This is a genomic window from Pantoea sp. SIMBA_079 (assembly GCF_046940275.1).
GTDB lineage: Bacteria > Pseudomonadota > Gammaproteobacteria > Enterobacterales > Enterobacteriaceae > Pantoea > Pantoea borealis.
Genome location: NZ_JAWRYR010000003.1, coordinates 292,429 through 314,527, shown reverse-complemented (window position 1 = coordinate 314,527; position 22,099 = coordinate 292,429). Strand labels below are relative to the sequence as shown.

The following is a 22,099-nucleotide window of genomic DNA, read 5'->3' as shown; positions in this document are numbered from 1 at the left end:
GTCCTGCAGGACGCCTCCGGAGAGAGTGCGGCCGGCAGGCCGCCTCTTACGCTTCTGCCAGCTCGCGCAGATACTGGAAGATCTGCCGGGCTGCTTTTGGCGTTTTATTCGCCGCTTTCTCTTTCTGCGCGTTGCGGATCATGCTACGCAGCTGCTGCCGATCGGCCTGCGGATAGAGCGTGATCACCTCGGTCATCGCGTCGTCGCCCTGATCAATCAGGCGATCGCGCAGATGCTCCAGCTTGTGGAACAGCGCCACCTGCTGATTGTGACGGTTTTTCAGCTTGTCCAGCGCCTGACGGATCGGATCTTCATCGCGCTGGCGCAGCATTTTACCAATCAGCTGCAGCTGGCGACGGCGACCCTCTTTCTTAATACGCTGCGCCAGCTCAATCGCATTGCGCAGATCCTCATCGAGCGGGATCTTATTCAGGGAGTTTTTCCCCAGATCAACCAGCTCGGCACCGAGGCGTTTTAACTCTTCGGCGTCACGTTTAATTTCACTTTTGCTGACCCAGATAATTTCTTCGTCTTCTTCTTCCTGATTATCCGGTACATCATCGAGCCAGTCTTCGGGCTGCCTGGTCATCTCTTGGCTCCTTAAAAAAAGAGGCTAATCCTACCAGTTTATCGGGCGACTGCGAAATTGTTCTCTGAGTCTGATAGACTCAACAGATTCATACTTAAGATTAGACGGCAGGTCGATGAACGTATCTACTCAGGTTGCAGAACAACGTAAAGCGCTGGAACAGGCTGTCGCCCAGGCGCTGGAACTCGCTAAAGCTCACACCGATGGTGCTGAAGTGGCGGTGACAAAAACCACCGGTATCGGCGTCAGCACGCGCTATGGCGAAGTGGAAAACGTCGAATTCAACAGCGACGGTGCGCTTGGTATCACCGTCTATCATCAGAACCGCAAAGGCAGCGCCTCATCGACCGATCTCAGCCCTGATGCCATTAAAAGCACCGTGCAGGCAGCGATCGATATTGCGCGCTACACCTCACCCGATCCTTACGCTGCACCGGCAGAGCGTGAACTGCTGGCGTTTGATGCGCCCGATCTTGATCTCTACCATCCGTGGGAGATCGATGCCGATCGCGCCATTGAGCTGGCTGCGCGTGCCGAACAGGCGTCGCTGCAGGCGGATAAGCGCATCACCAATACGGAAGGTGGCAGCTTTAACAGCCACGTTGGCATCAAAGTGTTTGGCAACAGCCACGGTATGCTGCAAAGCTACTGCTCCAGCCGCCACTCGCTGTCGAGCTGTGTGATTGCTGAGCAGGATGGCGATATGGAGCGTGATTACGCCTACACCATCGGCCGCTCGATAGACGATCTGCAGAGCGCAGAGTGGGTCGGTAACGAGTGCGCCCGCCGCGTACTGGCTCGCCTTGCACCACGCAAGCTGCCGACCATGAAAGCGCCGGTGCTGTTTGCACCTGAGGTCGCCACCGGCTTGTTTGGTCACCTGGTAGGCATGATCAGCGGCAGCAGCGTCTACCGCAAATCTACGTTTCTGCTCGACTCGCTGGGTCAGCAAATTTTGCCATCCTGGCTGACGATTCAGGAGCAGCCGCATCTGCTGAAAGGGCTCGCCTCAACGCCGTTTGACAGTGAAGGCGTGCGCACCGAAGCGCGCGATATTGTCAAAGAGGGTGTGCTGCAGAACTGGCTGCTGACCAGCTATTCAGCGCGCAAGCTTGGCCTGCAGAGCACCGGTCACGCGGGCGGCATCCATAACTGGCGTATCGCCGGTCAGGGCCACAGCTTTGATGACCTCGTCAAACAGATGGGACGCGGCCTGATTGTGACTGAACTGATGGGGCAGAGCGTCAGCGCCATGACCGGCGACTACTCGCGCGGCGCGGCGGGCTTCTGGGTTGAAAACGGCGAAATTCAGTATCCTGTGAGCGAAGTCACAATTGCAGGAAACCTTAAAGAGATGTGGCGCAATATGGTTACGGTCGGTAACGACATTGAAACCCGCAGCAATATACAATGCGGATCGGTGCTGCTACCGGAGATGAAAATCGCCGGACAATAACGACATCGCTTCCAGAAAGCAGCCGGCAAGGCTGCTTTTTTTTTGCCTGAGAATAATTAAAAGGAACACATCATGCGTAAGCATTTGATTGCAATGTTGTCTCTGTCGTTACTGTTCTCCTCTGCCAGCGTGCTGGCGGCCGATCTTGAGCAGGATATGGATACGCTGAAAGAGAACCTGAGCGTAGTGAAGAAAACGGATGATGCGCAGGAGATGCATACTGCGCTCGGGAAAATGCGCCAGGCTGCACAGGATGCCAAAAAGTCCACGCCAGATAAGCTGGAAGGGCAGCCAGCGGACAGTGCACAGATCAAAGATTATCATGCCGGTCTCGACACACTGATTGCGCAGATTGATGTGATCGACAAGCTCGCTCAGGCCAGCAAGCTGGATGAGGCAAAAGCCGAAGCGAAAAAACTGGAAGAGATCCGCAACGCCAACCATAAGAAATTCCGCTAATACGCCGGGCCAGACCCTGTGCTGGCCCGCTTCGCTGCCTTTCACGTACACATTTCTCCGTAAACAGCCGCTTTTTCCTCACGCCTGATGCACGCCGCTCGCTGACATGCGCGATATGTGCTGTCTGCGATCTCACGCACCGCGCGTTGCCGCATTTCCGCTTCAGGGTGGAAAAAGTGCGTCTCCACACGGCCGGGCGGAACGCGTAGTTTGTTTTTCAACGCGAATTATCTGCCGTAAACAGGAGTAGAAGGGTGAGGAGTGATGCTGTCCCGCTGAACGCGGAAACCGTTCAGGCGCTGGCGGATCGCATATTAGGTCAAATCGCGATCCTCTATACCGCGCACCAGATTAGTCCCACACCGGTGCAGCAGCAGATGCTGAATTCGCACGTTCAGGCGATGGCCAGCCGTTCGCTAAGCGGCGAGGCGCTGCCGGAGGTAGAAGCGGAGCTGTTTGATGATATTCCGCCTGACAGCCTGCAGCTGGCGCAACAGATTGTCGATCTGTTCGGCAACCTGCCGGTGGAAGAGGCCTGGCTGCTGTCGGTGCATATTGAAGTCGCGAAAAGTAACGACGCATAAACAGAGAGGAAGTGAACATGGTGACAGTAGTGATTGGCGATCGTCTGGGTAAAGGTCAGAAAGTGGCTGCCGGAATTGAAAAAGCGGGCGGACGTGCGGTGGTGGTGCCGGGCGTGGCAGCCGATATGAAGCTGGGTGATGTGATGAAAGCGGAAAACGCTGACTTCGGCATCTCTTTCTGCGGCAGCGGTGGCGCCGGTGCCATTACCGCGCAGAACAAATATGGCTACCGGGCAAAACATGGTATGCGCTCGGTGGATGAGGGCGTAACGGCAATCAATGAAGGGGCGACCGTGCTGGGCTTTGGTTTTATGGACAAAGAGGAGCTGGGCGAACGGCTGGTACAGGCCTGGAACAAGAAGCACGGCAGCTGACGTATGAAACAGCACTATGAGACGCAGGTTATCGTGCAGGGAAAAGGCGATACCAAAGCAAAAGCCTTTGCCGATGCGCTCAGCAGCGTGCAGCAGCAGGTATTGCGCAACAGCCAGAAACTGCTGCTGCGCATTGAGCCGCTGGATGTGCGGGTGCTGCATGCCAGGGTGCGCACCCGGCGGGAAAAATTTCTGTTTTTTTTCCTGGCGCGCGAACGGCATCACTACAGCGTTGAACTGGAAATCAGCGTCAGCGTCACCGTTATCGATATGGACAGCGTGACATTTACGGCGACACCCTGACCGCACGGGTCTGAGCGTTATCCCGCCAGGGAAGCAGGCTGGCCCGGTGCAACAATGACAATAAAGGGTACAACACTATGTTTCTCATCATTTTGTTTAAGTCGTTAATTATCGGCGGGCTGGTCGGCGTCGGCGTGGGAGCCGGCGCGGCGCGCATGTTCCACGCGCCGGTCACGCAGGGCATGGGCGCGTTTCGTACCCTGGGCGAGCTTAACTCGTGCGAAGGCGATCCCGCTTCCCACTTCTCTTTTGGTCTCGGCTTCTTTTTCAACGCCTGGGCTTCTTCGGTGGCCGCTGGCTCCTTCACGCAGGATGTGGATCACCGCATTCTGCCGAACTGGGGCGCTGCGGCGCTGATGGTAAAAAACCGCAACGTAGCAGAGACGCTGCATAACCCGAAACGCATGGCGATAGCCTGCGGCATCATCGGCATGATCGTCGTGGCCTTTCTGAACAGCACCGCCTCAGCCGTACCGGCTGCATTGCAGGTGACGGCAGTTAAAGTGCTGGTACCGGCAGCTAACCTGCTGGTTAACACCGTCATGCCGGTGATTTTCTGGCTGGCAGCCATTGATGCCGGCAGGAAGTCGGGCTTCTGGGCCACGATCTTTGGCGGCCTGGCGCAGCTGATTATGGGTAACGCCGTGCCGGGGCTGGTGCTGGGGATCCTGATCGGGAAAGGGGTAGAGGAGAGCGGCTGGAACCGGGTGACGAAAGTCATGATGGCGGCCATTGTACTGCTGTTTGTGCTGAGCGGTTTCTTCCGCGGGTTTGATATGAAACTGCTGCAATCGTTCCAGCTCGGCGTTCCAGGCTGGCTTGACATGATCCACAACAGCCTGAGCGGCAAATAAGGAGCCATCCATGAACGAACATGAAAACCGCGGCTTCTGGTATGCCGACTGGTCCTTCCCGATTTTTGTTGGTCTGCTCTCATCCGGCGTATTTGCCGGTACGCATATGTACTACCTCTACGGTATCGGCGCCTTTAACGAAGTGGCATTTGTCTCGATGCTGCGGGCCGGCATGGAAACCGGCGTGTATGGTGCGGTCGCCGCGTTTGGTGCCAGCTTTCTGTTTGCCCGCATCATTGAAGGCTCGCTGGTGGGTATTCTGGACATCGGCGGGGCGATCCAGACCGGCGTCGGGCTGGGTGTACCGGCGCTGCTGCTGGGTGCCGGTATTGTGTTTCCAGTGGCGAACTTTGCGGCTTCGCTGGTAACGGGTCTGGTGATTGGGGTGGCGATTGGTTACGTCATTATTCTGGCGCGTAAATTCACCATCAACCAGAGCGACTCCACCTACGGCGCCGATGTCATGATGGGCGCAGGCAACGCCTCCGGGCGCTTTCTTGGTCCGCTGATTATCCTGTCAGCGATGGCCGCTTCTATTCCGATTGGCCTGGGTTCGCTGGCGGGTGCTCTGCTGTTCTATCTGTGGAACAAACCGATTACCGGCGGCGCGATCCTTGGCGCCATGATACTGGGCGCAATGTTCCCGATTTCGCTGTAACAGGGCGGGCGCCATGAATGGCGCCCCTACGGTAAGGCTGTAGGGGGCGCATTCATGCGCCCCTGGCCGCAAACGAATTGTTCCGCATGAGGCGCATTCATGCGCCCCTGGCCGCAAACGAATTGTTCCGCATGAGGCGCATTCATGCGCCCCTGGACACAAACGAATTGTTCTGCAGGGCACGCATTTATGCGCCCCGGGCAACACACGCAGTAAGGAGTAACCATGTTTGATCTGATTCTGCGCCGCGCACGACTGTGCGATGAGCAGCTGGTCGATATCGCCCTTCAGGACGGCAAAATCGCCGCGGTTGGCAAAGTGGAGGGCACTGCGCAGCAGGAGCGCGATCTGGCCGGGCGCTGGTATGTCAGCGCAGGCTGGATAGACAGCCACGTGCACTGCTATGCAAAATCGCCTGTCTACCACGATGAAGCGGACGCTGTCGGCGTGGCACAGGGTGTGACCACCGTGGTGGATGCCGGCAGCACCGGGGCCGACCAGATTGATGACTTCCGGCAGCTGACGCGCCACGCCACCACTGACGTCAGGGCGCTGATCAACGTTGCCCGCACCGGAATAGTTACCCAGAACGAACTGGCGGACATGCAACAGATTGATGAAGCGGCGGTGGTGCAGGCGGTCACGCGCCATCCCGGGTTTATTGTCGGTCTGAAAGCGCGCATGAGCAGCAGCGTGGTCGGGGAGAACGGCATTGCACCGCTGATCCGCGCTAAAGCGATCCAGCACGCTGCCGGCGATCTGCCGCTTATGGTACACATCGGCAACGATCCGCCGGTGCTGGAGGAGATCGCTGAGCTGCTGACCGCCGGCGATATCATCACGCACTGCTTTAACGGCAAACCGAACCGCATCCTCTCCGCGCAGGGCGAACTCAAGGCGGCGGTCAGTCAGGCGCTGGCGCGCGGTGTAACGCTCGACATCGGGCACGGCAGCGCCAGCTTCAGCTTCGCGGTTGCGCGACAGGTGATCGCCCGCGGCATTCTGCCCGATACCATCAGCTCGGATATCTACTGCCGCAATCGCCTGCACGGGCCGGTACACAGCCTCGCGCACGTGATGTCTAAATTCCTTGCGCTGGGCATGACGCTGCCGCAGGTGATCGCCTGCGTGACGACTCAGGCTGCGGCGGCGCTGCGCCTCAGCGGTAAAGGCGCACTGACGCCGGGCAGCGATGCCGATCTGACTATTTTCAGCGTGAATCAGGAGTCCCGTCCGTTTACCGATGCCGAAGGTGAGCAGGTGGCGGGAGAGCACCATTTTTTGCCGGTGGCTGTAACAGTGGCAGGCCAGTGGCATCTGACCGAAGAGGGAAAGCGTCATCATGTCTTCAGTGTATGAAAAATATCGCCTGAAACAGGTCATCAACGCGTCAGGCCGCATGACTATTCTGGGCGTCTCGACACCGGCGCCTGAGGTAGTGGACAGCGTCAGCTATGGCCTGAACCACTATTTTGAGATGAAAGATCTGGTGAATCACACCGGGGACTATATTGCCGGATTGCTGCAGGCAGAGAGCGCCGTCGTGGTCTCCTGCGCCTCAGCGGGAATTGCTCAGTGTGTGGCCGGGGTCATTGTGAAAGATAACGCCTGGCTGCTGGATAACCTGCATGCGGCACCGCTCACGGTCCCGCATGAGATCGTTGTGCCTAAAGGGCATAACGTGAACTACGGCGCGCCGGTCGGCACTATGGTGGCGCTGGGCGGCGGCCGGCTGGTGGAAGCGGGTTACAGCAACGAGTGTTCTGCCGCGCAGCTGGCGGCGGCGATCACTCCGGCTACGGCAGCGCTGCTTTACGTAAAATCGCACCACTGCGTGCAAAAAAGCCATCTCAGCGTGGCGCAGGCGGCAGAAGTCGCGCAACAGCACGGCATCCCGCTGATTGTGGATGCGGCCGCAGAAGAGGATCTGCGCGCCTACTACCAGATGGGGGCCGACCTGGTGATCTACAGCGGTGCCAAGGCGATAGAGGGGCCATCCAGCGGTCTGGTGGTAGGGCGCAGCCGCTGTGTCGAATGGGTAAAACGGCAGAGCAACGGCATCGGACGCGCGATGAAAGTGGGCAAAGAGGGAATTCTGGGTCTGACGCAGGCTATTGAGCGCTACCTGTCGCAGCCAAAGACGAGCGGCAGCGAGATGGTTCAGCACATGACGCCCTTTATTGACCAGCTTAACCAGCTGCCAGGCGTCACCGCGCGGGTGGTGTGGGACAGCGCCGGGCGCGACATCGCGCGTACAGAAATTCATTTCGATGAAGCGCTGACCGGCTGGTCAGCCGGCGATCTGGTCCAGGCGCTGAAAAGTGGTGACATCGCTATCTATTTTCGCGGCTATAAGGCGAACGAAAGCATTATCGAAGCAGACGTGCGCAGCGTCACGGCGGCGCAGCTGCAGATTATCTTTAGCCGTATCGACGCGCTGCTGGCAGAAAGGAACAACGCATGAAGCTGACCCCCGATTTTTATCAGGATCGTCTCTGTCTCAACGTGCTGGCGGGCTCAAAGCAGAACGCACGCGACATCTGGCAGGCGGCGGAGGGGCATGTGCTGGTTGGCGTACTGTCCAAAAATTACGCCAGCCACGACGCGGCGCTGGCTGACATGCGTGACTACGCTGCGCTGATCGATAATGCGCTTTCGATCGGCCTGGGGGCCGGCGATCCGCGTCAGTCTGCTATGGTGAGCGAGCTGGCGGCGGTGCTGCAGCCGCAGCACGTGAATCAGGTGTTTACCGGGGTAGCCACCAGCCGCGCGCGGCTGGGACAGTCGCAGACGGTGGTAAATGGTCTGGTCTCCCCCAGCGGAACGCCAGGCAAGGTGAAGATCTCCACCGGCCCGCTGAGCTCACTGGCGGCGGAAGCGATCGTACCGATTGACAGTGCCATCGCCATGCTGCAGGACATGGGCGGCAGCTCGGTAAAATATTTTCCGATGGGCGGTCTGAGCGCGGTGGCGGAGTATCGCGCGGTGGCAGAGGCGTGCGCCCGGCGCGATTTCTGGCTGGAGCCCACCGGCGGTATCGATCTGCATAATTTTGCAGAAATCGTGCAGATTGCGCTGGAGGCTGGCGTCAGCAAAGTGATCCCGCACGTCTACAGTTCAATTATCGACAGCGCGAGCGGCGAGACGCGCATTGACGATGTGCGTCAGCTTCTGGCAACGTGCAAGGCACTGCTGCAATAACTTCGTCACGGGTGAGGCTTTGTGAGATTTCCTAATCAGCGTCTGGCGCAGCTGTTTGCTGCGCTGCAGCATGAAACGCTGCCGCAGGATGAGCTGGCGCGGCGTTTCTCGGTCTCTACGCGCACGGTGCGCACCGATATTGCGGCGCTGAACGCGCTGCTGGAGCAACACGGCGCACAGTTTGTGCTGGCACGCGGCGCCGGCTATCAGCTGCAGGTCGGCGACGCGGCACGCTTTGACTCGCTGCAGCAGCAAAGCAGCGCGCCGCTGCGGGTGCCGCGCACCTCACAGGAGCGGGTACGCTATCTGCTCAGCCGGTTTCTCACCGCGGCCTGGTCGCTGCGGCTGGAAGATCTCTCGGAAGAGTGGTTTGTCAGTCGCGCCACGCTGCAGGGAGATATGGCGGAGGTGCGGGAGTGGCTGGGGCGCTATCATCTGCATATCGAAACCAAACCCCGCTACGGCATGAAATTGTTTGGCAGCGAGACGGCCATCCGCACCTGCCTTACCGACCTGCTGTGGCAGATTGATCAGGAGACGCCCGACAGCCCGCTGCTGAGCATTGAAGTGCTGCGCAGCGATATGCTGGCGCAGCTGCAACCGCTGCTGCAGCACTGCCTCAGCCGTTACGCTATCCGTCTCAGCGATGAGGGAGAACGCTACCTGCTGATCTACTGCGCGGTAGCGGTGCGCCGCATCAGCGAAGGTTTTCCGCTCAGCGATCCGGGCGCAGAAGAGGTGGGCGAAGAGGTGCGTGAGGCGGCGCACGCGCTGGTGCATCAGCTGCAACCACTCACCGGCAAAGCTTTATCACGGGCAGAGGAGAACTGGCTGCGCGTTAACATCGCCGCGCGCCAGATCCAGGCGCTGGAGCCGAGCACCATCAATGCAGATGATGCTGACGCACTGGTGAGCTGGCTGCTGAGTTACATCAATACCCATTATGCTTATCAGCTGCAGCACGATGAGCAGCTGCGTGCCGATCTGCTTACCCATATCAAATCGATGATCACCCGGGTGCGCTATCAGATCCATATTCCTAACCCGCTGCTGAGCAACATCAAACAGCACTATCCGCTGGCGTGGGATGTCACGCTGGCTGCCGTCAGCAGCTGGAGCAAATATACCCCTTATACGCTGAGCGAAAATGAGATTGGCTTTCTGGTGCTGCATATTGGCGTGGGGCTGGAGCGGCACTATAACGTTGGCTATCAGCGCCACCCGCGCGTGCTGCTGGTGTGCGACAGCGGAACCTCAACGCTGCGGATGATTGAGGCGCTGCTGCTGCGCAAATATCCGCAGCTGGTGGTTGCTGCCCGGCTGACGCAGCGTGACTACGCGCTGCGCGAGCGGATAGAAGAAGATTTTGTTATTTCTACGGTGCGGCTGAATGAAAAGAACCGGCCGGTGGTGGTGATGTCACCCTTTCCGACCGGGTTTCAGCTGGAGCAGCTTGGCAAACTGGTTCTGGTGGATCGCACCCGGCCGTGGATGCTGGAAAAATATTTTTCCGCGCAGCATTTTATGGTGCTGGATCAGCCCCTGACGCAGCAGGCGCTCTTTCAGCGGCTGTGCGATCGTCTGCAGGGGCAGGGATTCGTTGCAGCGGACTTTTATCCGTCCGTGGTCGAGCGTGAAGCGATTGTCAGTACTCTGCTGGGAGACGGCATTGCGTTGCCGCATGCGCTCGGCCTGCTGGCACAGAAAACCGCGGTCTATACCGTGATTGCGCCGCATGGCGTCAGCTGGGGTGATGAGACCGCCTTTGTGATCTTTCTGCTCGCCATCAGCAAGCGTGAATATGAAGAGGCGATGGCGCTGTACGATCTGTTTGTCACGTTTTTGCGTGAACGCGCCATGCCGCGCCTGCGGGAGTGTCGTGACTTTGACCATTTTAAAACGGTGGCGATAGAGTGCCTGAGCCGTCCCTGACTAGATCTGATTGCGCTTTGCCAGCAGCTTTGGAATTTCGCGCAGGCACCAGGCTTTGGCTTCACCCATGCTGTCGCGACGCCAGGCCATAATGATATCCACTTCGCGCGTATACTCAGCGCTGACCACGCGCAGCCGGCCCTCGGCAATATCTTTTTCCACCATCGGATAAGGCATGGTGGCGACGCCAAGCCCCGCCAGCAGGGCCCGCCGTTTATCATCCATGCTGCTGACCGTAAGACGCTGCTGCTTATCCAGCAGCTGAACCGTCAGCACCGGACGTTCACGCGCCGTATCAGCGACGGCAATACCGCGATATTTCACGCGCGTGACTTCCGAAAGCGGCTCTGCCTCCTGATGAATAGGGTGGTCCGGACTGGCGACATAGACGCTCATAATGGTGTAGAGCTTGCGGGTGTTGATCTCGCTGGAGGCGCGGAAATGCAGGTCAGGCGCAATCACGATATCTGCCCGGCCCTGCTCCAGCCGCTCCCACGCGCCCGCCAGCACTTCCGTGATCAGAGATATCTGCGTATTGGCTTTTTCTGACAGCTTGCTGACCAGCGGAAACAGCAGGTCAGTGGGGATCAGCGCTTCCGCTACGATAGTGAGATGCGTTTCCCAGCCGCGCGCCAGCGCTTCTGCGTCGGTGGTCAGCTTATCTGCAGCCTCCAGCAGCACGCGACCGCGCTCCAGCAGCATCCGGCCAACGTTAGTGAATTTGGTGCGATGGCCGGAGCGATCAAACAGCACCACATCCAGCTCCTCTTCCAGCTTCTGCATGGTATAGCTCAGCGCAGAGGGGACGCGTCCCAGCTCATCTGCCGCGGCGGCAAAGCTGCCGCGCCGGTCAATCGCATCCATCACCCGTAACGCTTCTAACGTTAATGCACGCTCTTTAGCCATACTGATTCTCTGTCAGTAAATTTGAATATGCCGGGCAGATTAACTGGCTAACATTCCGCCGTCCAGCCTTTTACCATAAACCGATTGAGCCTGTAGTGAGCGTTTCCTGCAGTGCACCGGAGGTATAGCATGATGACAACCCGCTGCGCGTCCGCATGTGGCCAGGCTGATTTTGGCTGGTTGCAGGCGCGCTATAGCTTCTCTTTTGGCCACTATTTCGATCCTGAACTTATGGGATACGCCGCGCTGCGCGTGCTGAATCAGGAGGTGCTGGCGCCGGGTGCCGCTTTTCAGCCCCGTACCTATCCGCAGGTTGATGTGTTAAATCTGGTGCTGCAGGGCGAGGCGGAGTATCGCGACAGTGAAGGACAGCGCCTGACCGTAAGGGCAGGTGAGGCGATGCTGCTGTCAACGCGACAGGGCGTAAGCTACAGCGAGATAAACATCAGCAAAGATCAGCCGCTGACGCGCCTGCAGCTCTGGCTGAGCGCCTGTCCGGAACGGGAAAATCCGCTGCAGCAGCAGATGACGCTGAACGGCCGGTCGCCGCTGCTGCTGGCTTCGCCAGATGGCGCAGAGCAGAGTCTGCAACTGCGGCAGGATGCCAGGGTATATCAGGTGACGTTAGCGCCGGGAGAGCAGCAGCGTGTGCAGCTGCGCGGTGCGCGCGCGTACCTGCAGTCGATTCACGGTACGCTGGATGTGCGCAGCAGCAGCGCGAATCAGCAGCGGCTGCAGTGCGGCGATGGCGCGTTTATCCGTGATGAGCAGCAGCTTATCCTGCAGGCAGAGACGCCGCTGCGTGCGCTGGTCATTGATTTACCGGCATAAAAAAGGGCGGCCAGCGCCGCCCTGAAAGAAAAGGTGCAGATTACTTCAGAATGGTAAAGGCCGTTGTTACGTGCTTCACGCCGCTGACCCGGCTGGCGATATCTGCCGCCGCCGTGGCTTCTTCCTGCGTCACCAGCCCCAGCAGGAACACTTCCCCGTTTTCTGTCGTGACTTTAACGTTAGACGATTTGACCTGATCGCTGCCCAGCAGCTGCGAGCGGATCTTGGTGGTGATCCAGGTATCGGAAGAAGAGGTGCCGAGGCTGACCTTCTCTCCGGTGCGGATCTCATTGTAGACTTCTGTTGCCCCGTCGACGCCCATGGCGATCTGTTTGGCACGGCTGGCGAGATCGGCAGACGGCGCCTGACCGGTCAGCAGCACTTTGCCCTGATAAGCGGTCACAATGACCCGCGCCTGATTTTTAATCTGTTCGTCTTTCGCCAGCGCATTAGAAACGCGCAGCTCCAGCGTGCCGTCATCAACCTGTGTACCCACGGTGCGGGGGTCGGTGGCGGTTTTAGTGGCAACGGCGGCGCCGCCGGCAACTACGGCCACGCAGCCCTGCAGCAGCATAGCGGTTAACAGCAGGGCGATAGCGTTCAATGCTTTCATGTGAGCTCCTTCAGTCATTCCTGGTGGGGAAAGAGGGTGTTATCGATCAAGTCGCACAGGCAGTTCAGCGTCAGCATATGCATCTCCTGAATGCGCGCACTGTGATGAGAGGGAATGCGGATTTCCACATCGTGTGGGCCGAGCAGGCCAGCCAGTTCGCCGCCATCATGCCCGGTGAGCGCAACGATGGTCATATCGCGCGTCACTGCAGCTTCCACTGCTTTAACGATGTCGCGGGTATTACCCCGGGTTGAGATCGCCAGCAGGACATCACCCGCCTGACCCAGCGCCCGTACCTGCTTGGCATAGATTTCATCATGCAGACGATCGTTACCGATCGCGGTGAGCATAACGTTATCCGCGCTTAGCGCCAGGGCTGGCAGGCTGGGACGTTCGGTTTCAAACCGGTTAATCATGCTGGCCGCAAAGTGCTGCGCATTGGCCGCAGACGCACCGTTGCCACAGCTGAGAATTTTATGGCCATTCAGCAGCGACTGCACCAGCGTCATCGCGGCGCGGGAAATGGCATCCGGCAGCGCTTCGGCTGCGGCAATCTGCGTCTGAATGCTTTCAGTAAAACATGCTTTAATTCTGTCCTGCACAAGACCACCTGGTTCTATTCATCGGCATTAAAAGCAGCGGGCAGCCACGTCAGTTCGCGCCCGGTAATGGCAATGATGTCAAAACGGCAATTTACCGTCTCAAAACTGCCGCCGCGCGTCAGCAGCCAGAGCGCTGCTGCCCGCAGCAGCTTCTGTTGTTTCTGGCGCGTTACGCTGGCGGCTGCTCCGCCATAGCGCGCATCGCGCCGGTAGCGCACTTCCACAAATACCCAGCAGTCGGCATCGCGCATAATCAGGTCAAGTTCGCCTCCGCGAAAGCGGACGTTACTGGCGACCCACTTCAGCCCGGCGCGCTCCAGATAGTGACGCGCCTGCTGCTCATGCTCCGCGCCGAGACGCTGGCGGTTTACTGTACCGGAACGACCTGTCCCTGACGATACTGGTTCCATGCCAGCTTCCTGTTAATGACACAATCCGTGTCGGCGCTCAGCTTACCGGTATTGCCATCAATGGCAAAACCCGATACCTGCCGCATCTGGTTAAACTGCGTTGCCAGCGTCCAGGCATCGATGCCCATGGCATAGAGGCGCACCAGCGAATAGTCATTGTTGAACGCTTTCGCTGCCTGCTGCATCAGGCCGGGATTTGCGCCGGAGAGCAGCGGAATATCGCTATACTGCAGGCCTTCCATCTCCAGGCGGAAATCGGGACCCGCACCGGCCTGCGCGCTGCGTGAGCTGGCATAAAGCGCCGTGCTGTTGCGGCTGCTGGTACGCATAGCGATCATCGGTTTGATCAGCTGCAGTTCATTCTGGCTGGCAACGATATACACTGCGTCCACGCTGCCGCCACTGCTTTCAGCTGCCGGTGCCGGCGTGGTGCTCTGCGGCGCCGGAATCGTCAGACCTGCGACGGCAACGCTTTGCGGCTGCTCCATTTGTACCGTCAGCGGCGTACCGCTCAGCGCGATACCGGCTCCGCTGTTAATGCCCTGTTTAAGTTCCGCTACGCCGCCAAAGCGCTGCTGCAGTACCGTTGCGCCGCCCAGCTGCTGCCACTCTTCTGCAAACGCTTTTCCGACCCGGTCGCCATAGCTGCTGCGCGGCAGCAGCAGCAGCGGCTGGCGCTTGCCCTGTTCATAGATATGGTGCGCTGCATCGCGCGCTTCGTCTTCAGGAGAAAGCGCAAAATAGCAGATATTCGGATGGTTCTGGATCTGTTCCGGCTCGTTTAACGCCAGGACGTTGAGCGGCGTCTGGCTGTTTGCCACCTCTTCCACATGATTTTTCAGCAGCGGGCCAACCACCAGCGTGGCGCCATCCTGCTGCGCCTGCTGCATCACCTGCGCGATCGGCTGGCTGCTGGTATCGTACACTTTAATCTGTGCGCTGCTGGCTGCCGGCTGTGAAGCCGGTGCGGCAGGCTGCTGCTGCACACTCTCCTGCGGCGGCATGCTGGCGGCCGCCGGACTGACCACGCTATTGGCCGTCCCGGTATCCGTTGTCGCTTCAGGCGCAGGCTGGGCAGTGGCGTTTTCCGGCGTGCTGCTCTGCGCGGGGGCAGCGTTCAGCACACCATTTCTGGCATCGTTGAAGCCTTTCTGAATTGCGCCCGCAAATACCTGCGCCTGACCGTTCAGCGGCAGCAGCAGGGCGATGGTACTGGTGGAAGCCTGACTGAAGTTTTTAACCTGGCTGAGCTGCGTTGGCAGCGTTTTTGCCGCCGGATTTTGCGGGTAGCGGGTCTGCCAGTCGCTGATGGCCGTTTTCAGCATCTGCGGATCCTGGCTGCTGGCATGCCAGGTATTGAGCAGATCGAGCCAGCCCTGCAGCGTATTTTCATCGGCATTGATAACAACGCTGTTAAGCTGATCCTGCGTCAGCTGGGTCAGCGCCTGCCAGGTTGCGTCGATATTGCTCTGATGTTCATCGCCCTTTAAGAGCGGCTCCTGCGCAATATAGGCGCGCAGCAGCGCCAGCGATGGCCGGTTCTGTGCCGCTGCAATCTGCAGCGCGTAGTAGCGTACCTGCTGATCGGAAGAGAGATCGGCCACTTTGACCGGGCTTAGCTGCTGCTGAGCACCACTGTAATTTTGCTGCGCAATCTGCAGCTGTGCGCGCAGCAGCTGCAGCTCCTGCTGCTGTACATCAGAGAGCTGCTGCGGCAGCTGGCCAAGCTGTGTCTGTGCCTGAGGATACTTTCCTTCCTTCAACAGGGCACGGATGGCAAGTAATTGCCAGTCGGTCTTGCTATCATCGCTGCTTTGCTGTGCCTGCTGCAGATAATAGTCAGAGCGTCCGGTTGCGGGGCCCTGAATATTGACGTTAGAGGTTTGCTGCGGACCCTGGCCGCTACAGGCGGCCAGAATCAGCCCGGCGAGAAGAACAGGTACAAAGCGTCCTGCTTTACGACGTACGACTTTTGAAGGAAGCATACTGTATCCAGTGATGTTTTTTTCTTGATGCTCAATATTAAATCGGCAATTCGGATGAGACAATGAAACAACTCGATCGGGCAGAGATTTCTGCCAGTACGCTCTATATCGTTCCTACCCCGATCGGTAACCTGGGTGATATCACACAGCGTGCGCTGACGGTGCTGGCGGGCGTCGATCTCGTTGCAGCGGAAGATACACGTCATACCGGGCTGTTGCTACAACATTTCGCCATCAATGCGCGGCTGTTCGCACTTCACGATCATAACGAACAGCAGAAAGCTGACGTGCTGCTGGCGAAGCTGCAGGCGGGGCAGAGTATAGCTCTGGTTTCCGATGCCGGCACGCCGCTGATCAACGATCCTGGCTATCATCTGGTGCGTCGCTGCCGCGAAGCGGGCGTACGCGTTGTGCCGCTGCCCGGCGCCTGTGCGGCCATTGCCGCATTAAGCGCGGCGGGATTACCCTCCGATCGCTTCTGTTATGAAGGATTCCTGCCTGCGAAAAGCAAAGGACGCTGTGATGCACTGCGTGCGCTGAGTGAAGAGCCGCGTACGCTGGTGTTTTATGAGTCAACGCATCGCCTGCTGGATACGCTGCAGGATATGGAAACGGTATGGGGCGCGGCGCGCTATGTGGTGCTGGCGCGCGAGCTGACTAAAACCTGGGAGTCACTGTATGGCGCGCCGGTGGGAGAGCTGCTCGCCTGGGTGCGGGAGGATGAGAACCGGCGCAAGGGCGAGATGGTGCTGATTGTCGAGGGGCATAAGGCTGACGAGGAGGCGCTGCCAGCTGAGGCGCTACGGACGCTGGCGCTGCTGCAGGCAGAGCTGCCGCTGAAGAAAGCTGCCGCGCTGACCGCTGAAATTCACGGCGTGAAAAAAAATGCGCTGTATAAATATGCGCTGGCGCAGCAAGAGGAGTGACAAATGCGTCCAGATCGCCTATTATCCTGCGCCGAAGCTGACCAGACAGTCGCCGCTTTGTCGTCGTCCCTTTCGGGGGAGACAGGCAGAGGGGAGGAAAGTCCGGGCTCCACAGGGCAGGGTGCCAGGTAACGCCTGGGGGGCGCAAGCCTACGACCAGTGCAACAGAGAGCAAACCGCCGATGGCCCGGAAACGGGATCAGGTAAGGGTGAAAGGGTGCGGTAAGAGCGCACCGCGCGGCTGGCAACAGTCCGTGGCACGGTAAACTCCACCCGGAGCAAGGCCAAATAGGGGTTCACATGGTACGGCCCGTACTGAACCCGGGTAGGCTGCTTGAGCCAGTGAGCGATTGCTGGCCTAGATGAATGACTGTCCACGACAGAACCCGGCTTATCGGTCAGTTTCGACCTTTCAAATGAAAAGCCCCGCTTCGGCGGGGCTTTTTGTTTTCTGAGCCGCGAGTGCAGGTATCTGCGTTGCTCTCTGCGGCCAGGGGCGCATGAATTCAGCCAGGGATGCATAAAAGCACCCCCTACGGTTAATTACAGAGGCGCCATTAATGGCGCCCGTTTCGCATACGGGTAATCGGTTCGAGGTTGTATGCGGCCAGGGGCGCATGAATTCAGCCAGGGACGCATGAATGCGTCCCCTACGGTTAATTGTAGGGGCGCCATTAATGGCGCCCGTTTTGCACGCGATTAACCGCGGCCGTGCGGTTCATCCCAGTCAAATGCCGGACCGAGTGAAATCACGCCGTTTGGGTTAATGGTTTTATGGCTGCAGTAATAGTGATGACGGATCTGCGGCAGGTTCACCGTCTCTGCAATACCGGGCATCTGGTAAATATCGCGCAGAAAGCCATTCAGATTGCGATAGTCACTTATACGGTGTCTGTCGCACTTGAAGTGCGTGACGTAAACCGGATCAAAGCGCACCAGGGTTGTCCACAGGCGCAAATCGGCTTCAGTCAGGCGATCGCCGGTCAGATAGCGATGCTGTCCCAGAATCTGCTCCAGCCGCGCCAGCGAATGAAACAGAGCGGTAACGGCTTCATCGTAAGCGGCCTGAGAGGTAGCAAAACCGCTCTTATAGACGCCATTATTGACCGTATCGTAGATCCAGCCGTTGAGTTCGTCGATCTTATCGCGCAGATCGGCAGGATAGTAGTCACCGGCCCGCGCGCCCTGTGCATCAAATGCGCTGTTAAGCATGCGGATAATGTCGGCTGACTCATTGCTGACAATGGTATGCTGCTGCTTATCCCACAGCACCGGCACGGTAACACGACCGCTGTAGTGCGGGTCGGCATGAAGATAGAGCTGGTAGAGAAACTCATGCTGATACAGCGTGTCGCCGGTGGCATCCGGGAAGCTGTCATCAAACGTCCAGCCATTTTCCAGCATCAGCGGATGAACCACAGAAACCGATATCATCTCTTCCAGCCCTTTAAGCTTACGCATCAGCAGCGTGCGATGCGCCCACGGGCAGGCAAGTGAAACGTACAGGTGGTAGCGATCGCGCTCTGCCGCAAAGCCAGGCTTACCGTCAGGGCCGGCGCTGCCATCGGGCGTGATCCAGTTACGCCACGCTGATTCTGACCGTTTGAAACGGCCTCCGGTTGACGTTGTATCGTACCAGGTGTCGTGCCAGACACCCTCAATCAGCTGTCCCATATGCCCTCCATAGAAAAAAGGGGCGAGGATGATCCTCTGCCCCTGTATTCAGTATATCTGCTGTAAGCGACCTGCGCGCTTAACGGGCGGCGGCCGGTGCCATGCGCTGGCGGATCAGGCGGTCAATACTCCAGGCACCCGGTCCCACCAGGCCCAGAACCAGGAAACCACCGGCAATGCTGAGGTTTTTCATAAACATCAGCTGGTTCACGCCTTCTGCAAAGTTGCTGTGAAACAGAAACGCGGTCAGCAGCGTAAAGCCTGCGGTAAACAGTGCGGTAAAGCGCGTCAGGAAACCAAACAGAATGGCCAGGCCGCCGCCCAGTTCCAGCAGGATCACCAGCGGCAGCATAAAGCCCGGCACGCCCATTGCCTGCATATACTGCTCGGTGCCGGCATAAGCGGTAATTTTGCCCCAGCCGGCCGTAATAAACAGAATAGTCATCAGTACACGCGCGGCTAACAGTCCTGCATCTTCGAATTTTTTCATCATCTACTCCAGCGTAATTTTGTGGCAGGTTGAAAACCTGTCCGTTAATTTCCCGCTGCAACGCAGATAAACGTTCACCGGGCTGATGGAGAGAGATAATAATCGCGGTGCGAAAGGGTTGTAAGCAAGATAAACTGTCGAAGTTGTTCAGGAATTCTGACGAAAAAAAACCGGACCTGCTGGTCCGGTTTTTTATAGAGCGGTTAGCGCCCAGGCATGGATGACTTGATCATACGCCAGGTGCTCCACAGGCCGAAGCCGCGTTTAGCGATGCGCAGCAGCCGGTTAGGGCTGCGCACTGACCAGATAGCCAGCGCGCTGCTGCCTATTGCCAAATAGCGACGACAGCTGACCAGCGTCAGCCAGCCGCGATCGTAACGGGCTGTATTTTCCAGCCAGTCACGTCCCGCTGCGCTCAAATCGAGACGCTGCTGCTGAACCGTATTAAGGAGTTCATGAATGCGGGCTTCGCGTTCATGGCGACTGCTCATGAGCGGTCCTCCTCCAGTAATTTACGATCGGAATCAAGCTCTTTACGGGTATGGCGCAGCAGCGTCGACTGACGCGATTTGCGCAGCGTCCACAAGCCAAAAATCAGCGCAAGCACAAACAGTACGCCTGTGGTCGCCCCGATTGCCATCAGCCGGTATTGTGCATCAACTGCCCAGATGATCAGAACCATCAGGCTCATCAGCCCAAATGCCGTAAACAGCATGGTCAGGCCAATCATGATCAGCATCTGGATCAGATTGGCTTTCTCTTCTTCCAGCTCAACAACGGCCAGCCGGACACGCGTCTCGACCATACTGACCAGCGTAGTCACCACGCGCTGACCGATGTTAAAGACCCCTTTGCCCGGGCCGTGGCTTTGCTGAGAATCGTTCATATCAACGACGCGAAATCAGAATGCCAATCAGCACGCCCACGGCTGCGCCAACGCCAACGCCGTGCCACGGATTCTCACGCACATAATCTTCCGCTTTCTCTGCGGCTTCGCGCGTGGTTTTGGCGATACGCTCACCGGAGTCGCCCAGGCGCTCACGTGAGCTTTCCAGCGCGCCGCGCGCTTTATGACGCAGGCGATCCAGTTCACTGCGTGATTTGTCTGTTGAGCTGCTTAATACTTCTTCCAGGGTGTCGGCCAGATTTTTCAGCTCAGCGCGCAGATGTTCAGATGTGGTGTCTTTAGCCATGAGAGTTCTCCATTACTTTAATTATTTACGTCCGATTAGTAAGGCTCTGCAGCAAGCTTTTTCAGCTCCTGCCGTGCCTCATCCAGCTTGCGTTCACGTTTTTCAATTTTGTCTTTGTCGTCCCTGTCGGCACGCGCTTTCTGCAGTTCCTGTTCGCGCTCGGCTACCTTGTTCTGCTGCGACTTCAGACGCTCTGAGTGCGCTGACTTCAGCTGCCGGTCGCTGCAGCTGGCGCGAACTTCTGTCAGCGCACGCTCCAGGCCGTTGACCCGGCGCTGATTATCGTGCGCTTTTGCCATGGCAATCTCATGCCGGATATCGCGCTCTTTTTGCTGACACAGAGACTCTGCTGCCAGCAGAGAGCCAGAGCAGGAGACAAGCATGGCGCCCAGAAGAAGTTGTTTCATCACGTTCGCACCTTCCCTTGTTGATGAACCGTCGCCTGCCAGACAGGAGCGTATCCCGGCGTTACGTCGGCTTGTGCTACCGTTAAGCATAGTCAGCCAGGGCAAAAATTCAAAAAAGACGGAGAGATAGCAGAGAAAAAGTATCGTCTGACGGCAGGTCAGACGATCGGATTAACTGTAGGTCGGAGGATTGGTATCGTGCGGCTGCTGTGAGGCCTGCGGATCTGCAGCCACAACAAAGCCTTGTGGTAATAAACGGCGTAATACTTTCTGCGCTGCCAGGCTCTGTTCTTCATCTTCAAAGTGGATTACCAGCGCATCTCCTGCTGGCGTGATACTTTTAATGCGCACGCCCTGGGCGGATAGCTGCTGATAAAGATAAAAGCCATCCGGCAGGTTGGTCCCGCTATGGGCCACGCGAATTTGTACCACGGTTTCATGCTGCCAGAGTAGCGGAGCCGCACCTGCCGCGAGCAGCAGCAGTATGCCGCCGCACAGCCACGGCAGCAGTGGTCGGGTAAAGAGACGTCCTGTTTTCATTACTGCGCTTTCCCGTTTTGTCCTGCCTGACGCTTACGCCACAGCACCACCAGCGAGCCGATCAGGCCAATGACCAGCAGCGCCAGCGGCAGCATCATCAGAAAAAACATCAGCTCATCTTCGTAACGGCGAAACAGCGGCGTTTTGCCCAGTGCAAAGCCGAGGACGGTCAGAATCAGCACCCACAGGAAGCCACTCATCCAGTTAAAGAACTGAAAGCGCGCATTACTCAGGCCAGATAATCCGGCAATCGTGGGCAGCAGCGTTCGCACAAACGCGATAAAGCGCCCAATCAGCAGGGCAGAGAGACCGTGACGATGGAACAGGCTGTGGGCGCGCTGATGATATTGTGCCGGCAGGTGTGACAGCCATTTCTGTACGGTTGGGGTGTTTCCCAGCCATCGTCCCTGGATATAACTTACCCAGCAGCCGAGGCTGGCACCTGTGGTCAGAACCAGCAGCGTCAGGGGGAAAGTCATTGTGCCTTTAGCAATCAGCACGCCGACAAGGATCAGCAGACTATCACCGGGCAGGAAGGCGGCAGGGAGCAAGCCATTTTCAAGGAACAGAATAATGAACAGCAGGCCATAGATTGCCCACACCAGAGTGGGGTCAGAGAGCATCTCATAATCCTGCTGCCACAGGGCATGCAGCAGTGCTTTCAAAATATCCATCAATCTTTCCCGAACATCATTGTTAAACGAGCCCATCAGGGGCTAAAGCGCAGGCAGAGGTGAGTTATACATTTTGGGTATGCCACCTGAGCAGAGGTCCGTATCCATGCGGCTATAAGTGTTAAATCAGCGACTTTTGGATGGCCTTGTCGCAAAAGGTAAAAAAAGGGCGATAACTGTAACAAATACTTCCCAATTGAGACAGTGCAATATATCCGTTGTAGTGGAGTTTTACCCTTTGCAGCCAGGAGTAAAAGGAGCTTTACACGAGCTGACACTATTGCAGATTATCTGACCTCGCCTGCTGGTTCAGAACAGGCAGATAGGGTCATTTTTACGTTGTTCAGCCTGATTAACCGGTTTCCGGCAAACAAGTTGCAATTACAGGCAGAGGCCGCGTTATGTATGTCACCGCTGCACCGCCACCGCTTAGTATTT

The 22,099-nt window shown here is 57.9% G+C and carries 27 protein-coding genes and 1 other RNA gene; 14 read left to right on the top strand and 14 right to left on the bottom strand.

Annotated features, from left to right (window positions below; all coding sequences use genetic code 11):
• Positions 1-46: 46 nt before the first annotated feature.
• Positions 47-589 carry a ribosome biogenesis factor YjgA gene (gene yjgA, locus SB719_RS07205; RefSeq protein ID WP_412159086.1) on the bottom strand — a complete coding sequence of 181 codons (543 nt, stop codon included), beginning with the start codon at positions 587-589 and terminating at the stop codon, positions 47-49.
• A 115-nt stretch (positions 590-704) separates the two neighbouring features.
• Between yjgA and pmbA the strand changes: the two genes are divergently transcribed.
• The 11 genes from pmbA (at position 705) to SB719_RS07150 (ending at position 10,410) form a co-directional block, all read left to right on the top strand.
• Positions 705-2,045, top strand: a complete 1,341-nt coding sequence (gene pmbA / locus SB719_RS07200; RefSeq protein ID WP_065648114.1) for a metalloprotease PmbA — start codon at positions 705-707, stop codon at positions 2,043-2,045.
• A gap of 72 nt (positions 2,046-2,117) precedes the next feature.
• Positions 2,118-2,504, top strand: a complete 387-nt coding sequence (gene cybC, locus SB719_RS07195; RefSeq protein ID WP_304235968.1) for a cytochrome b562 — start codon at positions 2,118-2,120, stop codon at positions 2,502-2,504.
• Between the two features lie 254 nt (positions 2,505-2,758).
• Positions 2,759-3,088: a glycine dehydrogenase gene (locus SB719_RS07190; RefSeq protein ID WP_065648116.1), complete on the top strand. Its 330-nt coding sequence runs from the start codon at positions 2,759-2,761 to the stop codon at positions 3,086-3,088.
• Between the two features lie 17 nt (positions 3,089-3,105).
• On the top strand, positions 3,106-3,462 hold the full coding sequence (locus SB719_RS07185) for an SFCGS family glycine-rich protein (protein WP_039380562.1): 357 nt from the start codon (positions 3,106-3,108) through the stop codon (positions 3,460-3,462).
• Between the two features lie 3 nt (positions 3,463-3,465).
• On the top strand, positions 3,466-3,765 hold the full coding sequence (locus tag SB719_RS07180; protein WP_065648117.1) for a DUF4312 family protein: 300 nt from the start codon (positions 3,466-3,468) through the stop codon (positions 3,763-3,765).
• A 77-nt stretch (positions 3,766-3,842) separates the two neighbouring features.
• A complete protein-coding gene (locus tag SB719_RS07175; RefSeq protein ID WP_065648118.1) occupies positions 3,843-4,619 on the top strand; it encodes a DUF4311 domain-containing protein in 777 nt (258 codons plus the stop codon).
• A 10-nt stretch (positions 4,620-4,629) separates the two neighbouring features.
• The gene (locus SB719_RS07170; protein ID WP_065648119.1) at positions 4,630-5,277 is read left to right on the top strand and encodes a DUF4310 family protein; all 648 of its coding nucleotides are present in this window, start codon (positions 4,630-4,632) and stop codon (positions 5,275-5,277) included.
• A 225-nt stretch (positions 5,278-5,502) separates the two neighbouring features.
• Positions 5,503-6,636, top strand: coding sequence for an amidohydrolase/deacetylase family metallohydrolase (locus SB719_RS07165; protein ID WP_412159085.1), 1,134 nt, complete (start codon positions 5,503-5,505; stop codon positions 6,634-6,636).
• Positions 6,620-7,741, top strand: coding sequence for a DgaE family pyridoxal phosphate-dependent ammonia lyase (locus tag SB719_RS07160; RefSeq protein ID WP_412159084.1), 1,122 nt, complete (start codon positions 6,620-6,622; stop codon positions 7,739-7,741). The genes SB719_RS07165 and SB719_RS07160 overlap by 17 nt, the downstream gene beginning before the upstream one ends.
• Positions 7,738-8,478 carry a 2-dehydro-3-deoxy-phosphogluconate aldolase gene (gene dagF, locus SB719_RS07155; protein WP_314686726.1) on the top strand — a complete coding sequence of 247 codons (741 nt, stop codon included), beginning with the start codon at positions 7,738-7,740 and terminating at the stop codon, positions 8,476-8,478. The genes SB719_RS07160 and dagF overlap by 4 nt, the downstream gene beginning before the upstream one ends.
• Positions 8,479-8,499: 21 nt before the next feature.
• Entirely contained in the window at positions 8,500-10,410 is a 1,911-nt protein-coding gene (locus SB719_RS07150) for a BglG family transcription antiterminator (RefSeq protein ID WP_314686722.1), read from the top strand.
• Here SB719_RS07150 and SB719_RS07145 read toward each other — a convergent pair whose 3' ends face one another.
• Positions 10,411-11,316, bottom strand: coding sequence for a LysR family transcriptional regulator (locus SB719_RS07145; RefSeq protein ID WP_412159083.1), 906 nt, complete (start codon positions 11,314-11,316; stop codon positions 10,411-10,413).
• A gap of 129 nt (positions 11,317-11,445) precedes the next feature.
• Between SB719_RS07145 and SB719_RS07140 the strand changes: the two genes are divergently transcribed.
• The gene (locus SB719_RS07140) at positions 11,446-12,147 is read left to right on the top strand and encodes a pirin family protein (RefSeq protein WP_304235979.1); all 702 of its coding nucleotides are present in this window, start codon (positions 11,446-11,448) and stop codon (positions 12,145-12,147) included.
• A gap of 40 nt (positions 12,148-12,187) precedes the next feature.
• On the opposite strand, the gene dolP is transcribed toward SB719_RS07140, so the two are convergent.
• The 4 genes from dolP to SB719_RS07120 are packed head-to-tail and all read right to left on the bottom strand — an operon-like array spanning position 12,188 to position 15,757.
• Positions 12,188-12,760, bottom strand: a complete 573-nt coding sequence (dolP, locus tag SB719_RS07135) for a division/outer membrane stress-associated lipid-binding lipoprotein (protein ID WP_065648126.1) — start codon at positions 12,758-12,760, stop codon at positions 12,188-12,190.
• Between the two features lie 14 nt (positions 12,761-12,774).
• Positions 12,775-13,362, bottom strand: a complete 588-nt coding sequence (diaA, locus tag SB719_RS07130) for a DnaA initiator-associating protein DiaA (RefSeq protein ID WP_039380533.1) — start codon at positions 13,360-13,362, stop codon at positions 12,775-12,777.
• Positions 13,363-13,376: 14 nt separating this feature from the next.
• Positions 13,377-13,772, bottom strand: coding sequence for a YraN family protein (locus SB719_RS07125; RefSeq protein WP_065648127.1), 396 nt, complete (start codon positions 13,770-13,772; stop codon positions 13,377-13,379).
• Positions 13,730-15,757, bottom strand: a complete 2,028-nt coding sequence (locus tag SB719_RS07120) for a penicillin-binding protein activator (protein ID WP_412159082.1) — start codon at positions 15,755-15,757, stop codon at positions 13,730-13,732. Before SB719_RS07120 ends, SB719_RS07125 begins: the two co-directional genes overlap by 43 nt.
• A gap of 62 nt (positions 15,758-15,819) precedes the next feature.
• Between SB719_RS07120 and rsmI the strand changes: the two genes are divergently transcribed.
• Both rsmI and rnpB read left to right on the top strand, forming a co-directional pair.
• Positions 15,820-16,683: a 16S rRNA (cytidine(1402)-2'-O)-methyltransferase gene (gene rsmI, locus SB719_RS07115; RefSeq protein WP_304235988.1), complete on the top strand. Its 864-nt coding sequence runs from the start codon at positions 15,820-15,822 to the stop codon at positions 16,681-16,683.
• Between the two features lie 33 nt (positions 16,684-16,716).
• Positions 16,717-17,093: RNase P RNA component class A (rnpB, locus tag SB719_RS07110), an RNA gene on the top strand.
• A 289-nt stretch (positions 17,094-17,382) separates the two neighbouring features.
• Here the strand turns inward: rnpB and SB719_RS07105 are convergent.
• From SB719_RS07105 to SB719_RS07070, 8 genes are all read right to left on the bottom strand, one after another.
• On the bottom strand, positions 17,383-18,357 hold the full coding sequence (locus tag SB719_RS07105; protein ID WP_065648130.1) for a glutathione S-transferase family protein: 975 nt from the start codon (positions 18,355-18,357) through the stop codon (positions 17,383-17,385).
• Positions 18,358-18,436: 79 nt separating this feature from the next.
• Positions 18,437-18,847 (bottom strand): DoxX family protein, encoded by a 411-nt coding sequence (locus SB719_RS07100; RefSeq protein WP_039380520.1) that lies wholly within the window; start codon positions 18,845-18,847, stop codon positions 18,437-18,439.
• Between the two features lie 203 nt (positions 18,848-19,050).
• Positions 19,051-19,338 carry a YqjK-like family protein gene (locus tag SB719_RS07095; protein WP_065648131.1) on the bottom strand — a complete coding sequence of 96 codons (288 nt, stop codon included), beginning with the start codon at positions 19,336-19,338 and terminating at the stop codon, positions 19,051-19,053.
• On the bottom strand, positions 19,335-19,733 hold the full coding sequence (locus tag SB719_RS07090; protein WP_304235798.1) for a phage holin family protein: 399 nt from the start codon (positions 19,731-19,733) through the stop codon (positions 19,335-19,337). The genes SB719_RS07095 and SB719_RS07090 overlap by 4 nt, the downstream gene beginning before the upstream one ends.
• 1 nt (position 19,734) lies before the next feature.
• Positions 19,735-20,040 carry a DUF883 family protein gene (locus tag SB719_RS07085; protein WP_065648133.1) on the bottom strand — a complete coding sequence of 102 codons (306 nt, stop codon included), beginning with the start codon at positions 20,038-20,040 and terminating at the stop codon, positions 19,735-19,737.
• A 35-nt stretch (positions 20,041-20,075) separates the two neighbouring features.
• A complete protein-coding gene (locus tag SB719_RS07080; RefSeq protein WP_065648134.1) occupies positions 20,076-20,447 on the bottom strand; it encodes a DUF1090 domain-containing protein in 372 nt (123 codons plus the stop codon).
• 171 nt (positions 20,448-20,618) lie between these two features.
• A complete protein-coding gene (mzrA, locus tag SB719_RS07075) occupies positions 20,619-20,987 on the bottom strand; it encodes an EnvZ/OmpR regulon moderator MzrA (protein ID WP_065648135.1) in 369 nt (122 codons plus the stop codon).
• Positions 20,987-21,661 (bottom strand): DedA family protein, encoded by a 675-nt coding sequence (locus SB719_RS07070; RefSeq protein WP_304235806.1) that lies wholly within the window; start codon positions 21,659-21,661, stop codon positions 20,987-20,989. The genes mzrA and SB719_RS07070 overlap by 1 nt, the downstream gene beginning before the upstream one ends.
• Positions 21,662-22,099: the final 438 nt, after the last annotated feature.